The organism is Ensifer sp. MJa1 (assembly GCF_037026475.1).
Lineage (GTDB): Bacteria > Pseudomonadota > Alphaproteobacteria > Rhizobiales > Rhizobiaceae > Ensifer.
Map to the genome: position 1 here is coordinate 156,687 of NZ_JAKUMO010000014.1, position 8,265 is coordinate 164,951.

Below are 8,265 nucleotides of genomic sequence, written 5' to 3' on the forward strand. Positions count from 1 at the left end.
CATGACCATTGCCTTCGAAGCCATCCCCGAGCGCGTCAAGGTTTCCTGCCTCTGGCGCGCAGCCGACGCCGCGCTCGACTGGCGCGCAAGCCATGTGCTTTCGCTGCTCGATCCGGAGCTGCTAGACGCGAATGTGCCTGTCATCGCCGCGGCAAGCCACCGCGTGGTGCGCATGCGCGACCAGGAGAACCTGAACGCCACGCAGCATTTTCCGGATCTGGTGCTCGCGGTGTTCGAGGAAATGCGACCGGCTGCAGAAGATGCGTCGAGCCGCATCCTCGTGCATTGCCACGCCGGTGTCAGCCGCTCCACCGCCTTTGCCTATGGGTTGATCGCCCACCAGTTGGGCGAGGGGCGGGAGGACGAGGCATTCCGAGCGCTGCTGACGATCACGCGCAAGCCGTGGCCGAACCGTCGCATCATCGAGATCCTCGACGCAGCACTCGGGCGTCAGGGTCGGCTGCTTCAGCCGCTTGATGCGATGCGCGCCCGCCACCCGCGCCGGATCGACGCGTGGCACCGCTTCAACGAACGTCGCGGCCTGACGTCGATCTATCAGCGCTAGCGCTCACATGTCAGGCAACAGGCTGTCCGCGTATCGCTTGAGCGAACGGTTGTAGCGGGGCAGGTGCCGTGACAGGCTGCCGAGCGCGAGCCCGGCCGCCTCTTTCGCGCGCCCCGCATCGACGAGGCAGAGGGCCAGGAAGGCGCTGACGGCGTCATCGAGATCGTCCGAGGGTCTGGTCCGCTCGACAACAAGCAACGCAACGCCTTCGTCGGCGCGGCCGAGATTGCGCAGCGTGCTCGCAAGCTGGATGGTGGCGCGCCGGCGGCGGATGCCGGTGAGCCCGTTTGCGAGAGACTGCCGGTACAGGCGCTCGGCGCTGGCCTCATGACCGGTCGAATCCTGGGCGCAGCCCCGTTCGAACAGGCCAATGGTGTCATCCGGCGGAAGCTCGGCTGCGAGCGCGTCGATCCGTGCGATGAAGGTTTCGGCGTTGATCGTATCGAACGCGGCCCACAGGTCGGCCAGCCGTCGCTCCCAATCATTCCAGTCGATGGCGTCCGGCACAGCTCACTCCCACGGCTCCGATCCTCGCGGGCGAGCAGTGGCCCGCCGGGGCGTGGTCGTCAAGCGGGCACGCGCACCGTTGCCCTCAAGCCGCCGAGCGGGCTGTCTCCAAGGGTGACGTTGCCGCCATGGCTGCGCGCAATGTCGCGGGCGATCGCGAGCCCGAGCCCGGTGCCGGAACTGTCGAGATTGCGGGCCTCGTCCAGGCGGAAGAACGGCTTGAACACGTCCTCGCGCGACCGCTCGGGAATGCCCGGGCCATCGTCGTCGACGATGATCGTGACCCATTTGGTGCTATGGCGGGCGTCGATGTTGACGGTGTTGGCGTAGCGATAGGCGTTCGAGGCAAGGTTGGCGACAAGCCTGGTAAAGGCGTTCGGCCGCACGCGCACTTCGTCCTCACCTTCGATGGATGTGGTGAGCGTCTTGCCGAGCAGTTCGGCTTCGGCCGCAAGCCGGGTCATCAGGTCCGAGAGCTTCAACTGGCCGACATCTTCCTCGGCCTCGCTGCGGGCAAAGGCGAGATAGCCCTCCAGCATGTTCTGCATGTCCTCGACATCCTGGTTCAGGCCTTCGAGGTCGGGATTGTTGCCGGCGAGCGCCAGTTGCAGCTTGAAGCGAGTAAGGATGGTCCTGAGGTCGTGGCTGACGCCGGTGAGCATCGCGGTGCGCTGCTCGATCTGGCGTTCGATGCGTTCGCGCATGAGGATGAAGGCGAGGCCGGCGCGGCGGATCTCGTCGGCGCCGCGGGGTGCAAAGTCGTCGATCTTCTGACCCTTGCCGAAGCTCTCGGCCGCCTTGGTCAGAGCCAGGATCGGCCGGATCTGGCCGCGCAGGAAGAGGATCGCGATCGTCAGCAGCACCAGCGATGCTGCCACCATCCAGACGAGGAAGATATGGGTGTTCGACGCATAGGCTTGGTTGCGCCGGGCATAGACCCGGAGAATGCGCCCGTCGTCGAGCTTGATGCGGATTTCAACGAGCTTGGAGTTGCCGACCGTATCGATCCAGAACGGGCGACGCACCTGGTCGGAGATCTCTTCACCGAGGATCTGGTCAAGAATTTCGAAGAAGGGGCTCGGCCGCGGCGGCGGAAGTTCGCCGGGTGGGTCCACCGAGATGCTGAGATCGAGCTGGTCCCTGGCGATGCGAATGATCTCGCCGATATCGCGGTCGGCGGGGAAGGTGTCGATGAGGTCGACAATGGCGGCGATGTCGCTGGTGACGGCCGCCGACAGGCGCTGCGTCACCAGCTGCCAGTGCCGTTCCATGAAGATGAAGGCGACCACCGACTGCAAGAGCACCATGGGAATGATGACGATCAGCAGTGAGCGGGCGTAGAGGCCCATCGGCAGGCGGCGGCGCAGCCAGCGCGTGAACCGTCGCCAGGCGTTGTCGCTCGAGCCCGACGTCCCGCCTTCTATACCGTCAAAGCTTGCCATGATCTGCCGCTCTCATCGGAAGGGCTGCCATCTCAATCCACGCTCAGCCGGTAGCCGATGCCGCGCACCGTCTGCAGCCAAACGGGATTTGACGGGTCGTCTTCGATCTTGCGGCGCAGGCGGTTGATCTGCACGTCGATCGTACGCTCGCCGACTTCGGCATCGTCGCCGATCAATTCGTGGCGCGGGATCGTCTCGCCGGCGCGCTGCGAGAACAATGTCATGATCTCCTGCTCGCGGTCGGTGAGCCGGATGTGATCGGCGCCGCGCCTCAGCTCCTTGCGCACCACCGAGAAGGTGTAGGGGCCGAAGATGACCTGATCGACCTTGGGTGCCTGGGCCGGCTGGTTGCGGCGCAGGATGTTGTTGATGCGCAGCACCAGTTCGCGTGGCTCGAAGGGCTTCGACAGGTAATCGTCGGCGCCGGCCTCGAGACCTTCTATGCGGGAGTTCGATTCCGCCAGCGCCGTCAGCATCAGGATCGGCACGGTCTTGATCTGCCTGAGGCTATGGGTAAGCGAGATGCCGCTTTCGCCGGGCATCATCACGTCGACGATCAGGAGGTCGAAGTCGAGACCGACGAGCTTTCGCCGGGCTTCGTCGGCATCGGAGGCCGTCGTCACGCGAAATCCCTGTTCGACCAGGTAGCGGTTGAGCAGGTCGCGGATGCGCCGGTCGTCGTCGACGATCAGGAGGTGAGCCGCATCGTCCGAGACAGTCGCTTTCGTCGTCATTCCACGCTTCCCCAGATTAGCCAGCGCGCTTACGTCCGTCAGCCACGCCACGGCCGCTGTAGCACTTTGAATTGCTGCATGTTTTACCCTTAAATCCGCAAGGAAATAAGGGAACATGCAGCAGGCTTCCACAGGCGCCTGCAAGAAGCGGGGCCTCGTGTCAGTCCGCGGCGCTGTTCTTCATGCCGGCGAGAAAGCGTTTGACCGTTTCCCGTGCGCCCGGTCCGGTTCTTGCCAATGCCTCGGCTATGCGGCGGGACTGTGGCTCCGCCAGCGCCCGCGCCAGCGCCTGGCCTTCCTCGGTCGTATAGAGCATGCGCTGGCGCCGGTCCTCGGGGCCCGTCTCCTGCCGGATATAGCCGGAATCGATCAGCTGCTTGAGCACGCGGGCAAGGCTCTGCTTGGTGATCTTCAGCGTGTCGAGGAGGTCGGCAACGGTCATGCCGGGCTCGCGGTCGACAAAGTGCACGACGCGGTGATGCGCCCGTCCGAAGCCGCTCTTTTCGAGGATGGCATCCGGATCCGAGGTGAAGTCACGATAGGCGAAGAACAGCAGCTCGATGATCTCGAAGTCGATCGTGTCGTCATCGGCGGCGCCATCGGTGAGATACCGGGTGTTCTCTTTGGATTGGCCGGCCACGCGGTCATTTCCTTTCAGCCAGATTGCAACTTGCGAAACATTCCGAAAAATATGTCAGCTTTATTGACATATTTTTACCGTGTCGTTAGCGTCCATGCTCGGTAAGCGAGACATCTGGCGTTGGCAACACCTCACTGCATGTTCCCTTAAATCCTAGCTGATTTAAGGATAGATACTTGCAGCAATTCAAAGTGCTACAGCGACTTCTGCTCGTCTGGCAAGACGAGCGGCGCTGTAGGAGGATATGCCGCGCCGCTACGATCGCAAATCCAAAATCTTGTAATTGAATTTTCCCTCAATCAGTTTGCCGATAGACTGAAAGCAGGACGGCAATCAACAGTAAGAATGGCGCACAGGCGCCGGAGGATGACACCATGGCAGCGGTTCCTTTTGATCAGTTGGACGGAGAAATCTGGTTCAACGGCGAGTTCGTCGCATGGAAGGACGCCAAGATTCATGTGCTGACCCACGGTCTGCACTACGCCAGCGCCGTGTTTGAGGGCGAGCGTGCCTATGGCGGTCGCATTTTCAAGCTCACCGAGCACAATCAGCGCCTCCACCAGTCGGCCGACATTCTCGGCTTCAAGATCCCCTATTCGGTGGAAGAGCTGGATGCGGCCAGCGTCGAGCTTCTCAAGCGCCAGGGCTTTTCCGAGGCCTATGTGCGGCCGATCGCCTGGCGCGGCAGCGAGAGCATGGGTGTTTCGGCCCAGAACAACCGCATCAACGTGGCGATCGCCATCTGGCAATGGGGCAGCTATTTCAATCCGGCCGAGAAGCTGAAGGGCATCCGCCTCGACATCGCCGAGTATCGCCGTCCGGATCCGCAGACCGCACCGTCGAAGTCGAAGGCCGCCGGTCTCTACATGATCTGCACTATCTCCAAGCATGCGGCGGAAGCCAAGGGCTATGCCGATGCGATGATGCTCGACTATCGCGGCCGGGTGGCGGAAGCGACCGGCGCCAACATCTTCTTCGTCAAGGACGGCGTCATCCATACGCCGGTGCCGGACTGCTTCCTCGATGGCATCACCCGTCGCACGGTGATCGAGCTTGCCAAGCGTCGCGGCTACGAGGTGGTCGAGAGGGCGATCATGCCGGAAGAATTGTCCGGTTTTTCCGAGTGCTTCCTCACCGGCTCGGCTGCCGAAGTGACGCCGGTGTCCGAGATCGGCCCCTACCGCTTCACGCCGGCCACGATCTGCGAAACGCTGATGAACGACTATATGAAGGAAGTTTATCCGGTTTCCGCAGCCGCCGAGTAAAGATCAGCATCACGCTCTCAAGCAGAAAAGGCGGCCCCCGGCCGCCTTTTGTCTTGCTACGGATTTGATCGCAGGCTTAGGCCGTCTTGCCGAGGAACTGCCCAACGATGCCGCTCAGCACGCCGCCGCCGACAAGGCCGCCAATGGCCTGCATGGCAAGACCGGTTGCCGCGGCTTCACCACCGAGCATCTGAATGAGGAACCCTCCGCCCAGGCCGCCGATTGCGCCGACGATGGTCCGTGCGACGACACCGAATGCCTGTTGCTTCAACATTGCGCTGGCCGCGTTGCCGCCGGCCGCCCCCGCGATCAATTGGGTAAGGATAGGCATTAATGCTTCCATTGATCCCTCCGTGTCGTGGCTCGTCGTGGACGCGCCACTAAAAGCCGATAATCCGGCATCGATAGGTTGAAGCCGAATCTGGAATATTGTCAATTTGACACATCGGGAGCTATGCGCCGAACCGGCTGTTTGCTCGAATTATCCCGCTTTTTGGCGCAAAAACCGCGTCAACGGGCGCCATTTCATCAAAAAACCGCTTCGCAAACCGGGAGGGAACCTTCTCGACTTGAGGTGGCGGATCGATGATTCGCGCTCTGAGAACGGACGCCGACGCTCACGCGAGATGTTCTGAGGGGAGAGGCTTCGGCGACCGGTTGCCGCCGAAGCCTGATTGGCTTAGCGGTAGACGTAGACGATCCGGCGTGTCGCGGGCTCGACCAGCACGGGCTGACCGTTGATGCTGACATAGTCATAGCCATAGTCCGGCACGCGGCGAACCGCGACCGACTGCGGCAGTTCAGCGCCGACGACCACCTCACCGTCGAGATAGACTGTGTCGCCAGGGTTGGTGGTGACATAGGTGCCAACGGCTTCCGGCGGCACGATCGGATCGATCTGCTCGACCGGACCGATCAGTTCGTCGCCGCTGCTGACGATGACGGGTTCGCCGGGCTGTACCTCGTAGGTGACGGCGGGAATGGCGAGGTCGGAGCGGCGCTCTTCGATCACCACGGGCGAGCCGCTCAGATCGGTCGTCAGGTACTGCGCGTAGACCCAGCCGCGCAGGCCGTTCACATCGATCCGGCACCATTTGCTGCCTTCGATGCAGCCGTCGAGAACACCGGTGCTGCCGCGCGCAGCGAGGCCAACCGTCGGATATTGTGGCCCCGGACCCGTGCGCACGTTGAGATCCGTCACGGTGGTTGCGGTCATGGCTGCAAAGGCCGCCGGCAGGCCGGCGGTCAGCAGGAAACCCGCGGCCGCAGTGGCTCGCAACAGGGGGCGGGTGAGCTTCACCATCATCTTTCTCCTTATGTTGGTGAGGGCCAAACGCCGCTTTGTGGGGGGATGTTCCCGAGGGAACGTCACGAAATATGACGATGTGACATGGTGACCCTGCCGCCGAGACAGGAGAACGGGCGGCAGGAGAGGGGATCATCATGCAGGACGCGCACACGGAAACCGCCAATCTCGCCGCCCGCAATCTGCGGCCGGTGGTTCGAATCGTCGTTGCCGCGGAACTGGCGATCTCGGCGTTGCTGATGACGACGGTGCAATGGCCGGCGCCGCAACCCGCTACCGCTCAAATTGCCCAGCTGCGCTGATTGGCGCTGTCACGGGCGCCGTTTGCCGCTATAGGTGAAATACAAGATCCCTATCGAGGCAGACGCGCATGTTACAGGCGGGCATCATCCCGGTTACCCATTTCGAGCAGAATTGCACGGTGCTGTTCGACAGTGAGACCAAGGAAGGCGTGATCGTCGATCCCGGTGGTGATGTCGATGTCATCCTGCAGACGATCCGCGAGAACGGCATCACGCTGAAGGCCATCTGGATCACCCATGGCCATATCGACCACGCCGGCGGGGCCAAGGAGCTCAAGGACGCGCTCGGGCTGGAGATCATCGGGCCGCACAAGGACGATCTGCCGTTGCTCGAAAGGCTCGAAAGCCAGGCCGAACGCTTTGGCCTGGCGATGAAGGTCCAGAACGTCATCCCAGACCGCTGGCTCGAAGAGGGCGATACGGTTTCCTTCGGCGATCACGTCTTCGAGGTCCTGCACTGCCCCGGTCATGCGCCCGGCCACGTCGTCTACTTCAACCGGGCACAGAATTTCGCCCATGTCGGCGACGTTCTCTTCCATGGTTCGATCGGCCGCACCGACTTGCCCGGCGGCAATCACCAGCAGCTGCTTGATTCCATTCGCGACAAGATCCTGCCACTTGGCGATAACGTCGGCTTCATCTGCGGTCACGGCCCGGGCGGCCAGATCGGCGAAGAGCGCCGCACCAATCCGTATCTGCGCGGTCTCTGATCGGCGCGACTCCTGGCTCTTGCCGAAGACCCCCGAATCAAAAAGCGCATGCCTCGTGGGAGGCATGCGCTTTCTTGCATCTGGCGTCGTTTTTATCAGTCGGCTTGATCAGCCGGCGGTGCAGAAATAGCTGCGGCCGTCATAGCCACGGAACGTGCCGTTGTCCGGGTTGAACGAGCGGTAGCGCTGCGAGCAGTAGCGGTACCAGGACGGCGTCCACGGCTCCAGCGAGCGGTAGCCGCCACCGTAATTGTCGACGACAGGACGGGCCTGGTAGACTGGACGGGCGCGATAGACCGGGCGCGGCTCGTAATAGTCGTATTCCGGCTCCGGATCGATGTAGACGCGCTCATTGTAGCCGCCATTGTACCGCGGCTGCGCGATCGCTCCGCCGATCAGTGCGCCGGCCACCAGGCCTGCCGCACCTGCTGCCCATGCGTCGTCATGGTCGTGATGACGGCCGCCAGCCTCGGCGGCGCCGAAGGTCGGAATGACCATTGCAGCGGCAGCGACCGAAAGAACGGCTGCTTTGATGAACTTGTTCATGGGCTTCAATCCTATCGCCTGGGCCGGACAAATCCGGAATTCATGATGGGGAAAGGTTAAGGCCGCCAAACTGAACCGAGCCTGAACAAAAAATCTGCCAGGGTTGCGCGTTCGAAAACGACGGAGCCGGCGCGCTCGCAGAGGCTCGAAACAAAAAAACCCGGCAAGTTTGCCGGGCTCAGACTGCTGACAAACCCCTGGCGAGAGCTGGGGGTTTGTGATTCAGTGGGCCATGTTGAAGAAACCCG

Annotated in this window: 11 protein-coding genes; 4 read left to right on the top strand and 7 right to left on the bottom strand. The window is 62.5% G+C overall.

Going from position 1 to position 8,265, the window contains the following annotated elements; translation table 11 throughout:
* Position 1 precedes the first annotated feature (1 nt).
* Positions 2-565: a protein tyrosine phosphatase gene (locus MKZ91_RS19470; protein ID WP_336172712.1), complete on the top strand. Its 564-nt coding sequence runs from the start codon at positions 2-4 to the stop codon at positions 563-565.
* A 3-nt stretch (positions 566-568) separates the two neighbouring features.
* Here the strand turns inward: MKZ91_RS19470 and MKZ91_RS19475 are convergent, their stop codons facing one another.
* From MKZ91_RS19475 to MKZ91_RS19490, 4 genes are all read right to left on the bottom strand, one after another.
* The gene (locus MKZ91_RS19475) at positions 569-1,072 is read right to left on the bottom strand and encodes a tetratricopeptide repeat protein (RefSeq protein WP_336172713.1); all 504 of its coding nucleotides are present in this window, start codon (positions 1,070-1,072) and stop codon (positions 569-571) included.
* A 59-nt stretch (positions 1,073-1,131) separates the two neighbouring features.
* Positions 1,132-2,514, bottom strand: a complete 1,383-nt coding sequence (locus MKZ91_RS19480) for an ATP-binding protein (RefSeq protein WP_336172714.1) — start codon at positions 2,512-2,514, stop codon at positions 1,132-1,134.
* Between the two features lie 32 nt (positions 2,515-2,546).
* Positions 2,547-3,248 (bottom strand): response regulator transcription factor, encoded by a 702-nt coding sequence (locus MKZ91_RS19485; RefSeq protein ID WP_336172715.1) that lies wholly within the window; start codon positions 3,246-3,248, stop codon positions 2,547-2,549.
* Positions 3,249-3,408: 160 nt separating this feature from the next.
* A complete protein-coding gene (locus MKZ91_RS19490) occupies positions 3,409-3,888 on the bottom strand; it encodes a MarR family winged helix-turn-helix transcriptional regulator (protein WP_336172716.1) in 480 nt (159 codons plus the stop codon).
* A 374-nt stretch (positions 3,889-4,262) separates the two neighbouring features.
* Here MKZ91_RS19490 and MKZ91_RS19495 point away from each other — a divergent pair, with 374 nt between their 5' ends.
* Positions 4,263-5,153: a branched-chain amino acid aminotransferase gene (locus MKZ91_RS19495; protein ID WP_336172717.1), complete on the top strand. Its 891-nt coding sequence runs from the start codon at positions 4,263-4,265 to the stop codon at positions 5,151-5,153.
* A 76-nt stretch (positions 5,154-5,229) separates the two neighbouring features.
* Here MKZ91_RS19495 and MKZ91_RS19500 read toward each other — a convergent pair whose 3' ends face one another.
* Complete coding sequence (locus MKZ91_RS19500; RefSeq protein ID WP_336172718.1) at positions 5,230-5,496, bottom strand: hypothetical protein; 267 nt, start codon at positions 5,494-5,496, stop codon at positions 5,230-5,232.
* Between the two features lie 336 nt (positions 5,497-5,832).
* Positions 5,833-6,456, bottom strand: coding sequence for a DUF1236 domain-containing protein (locus MKZ91_RS19505; protein ID WP_336172719.1), 624 nt, complete (start codon positions 6,454-6,456; stop codon positions 5,833-5,835).
* Between the two features lie 140 nt (positions 6,457-6,596).
* On the opposite strand from MKZ91_RS19505, the gene MKZ91_RS19510 reads away from it, so the two are divergent.
* Together MKZ91_RS19510 and MKZ91_RS19515 are read left to right on the top strand one after the other, a co-directional pair.
* Entirely contained in the window at positions 6,597-6,761 is a 165-nt protein-coding gene (locus tag MKZ91_RS19510) for a hypothetical protein (RefSeq protein WP_336172720.1), read from the top strand.
* 68 nt (positions 6,762-6,829) lie between these two features.
* Complete coding sequence (locus tag MKZ91_RS19515; RefSeq protein WP_336172721.1) at positions 6,830-7,471, top strand: MBL fold metallo-hydrolase; 642 nt, start codon at positions 6,830-6,832, stop codon at positions 7,469-7,471.
* A gap of 108 nt (positions 7,472-7,579) precedes the next feature.
* Here MKZ91_RS19515 and MKZ91_RS19520 read toward each other — a convergent pair whose 3' ends face one another.
* The gene (locus MKZ91_RS19520; RefSeq protein ID WP_336172723.1) at positions 7,580-8,017 is read right to left on the bottom strand and encodes a BA14K family protein; all 438 of its coding nucleotides are present in this window, start codon (positions 8,015-8,017) and stop codon (positions 7,580-7,582) included.
* Positions 8,018-8,265 lie beyond the last annotated feature (248 nt).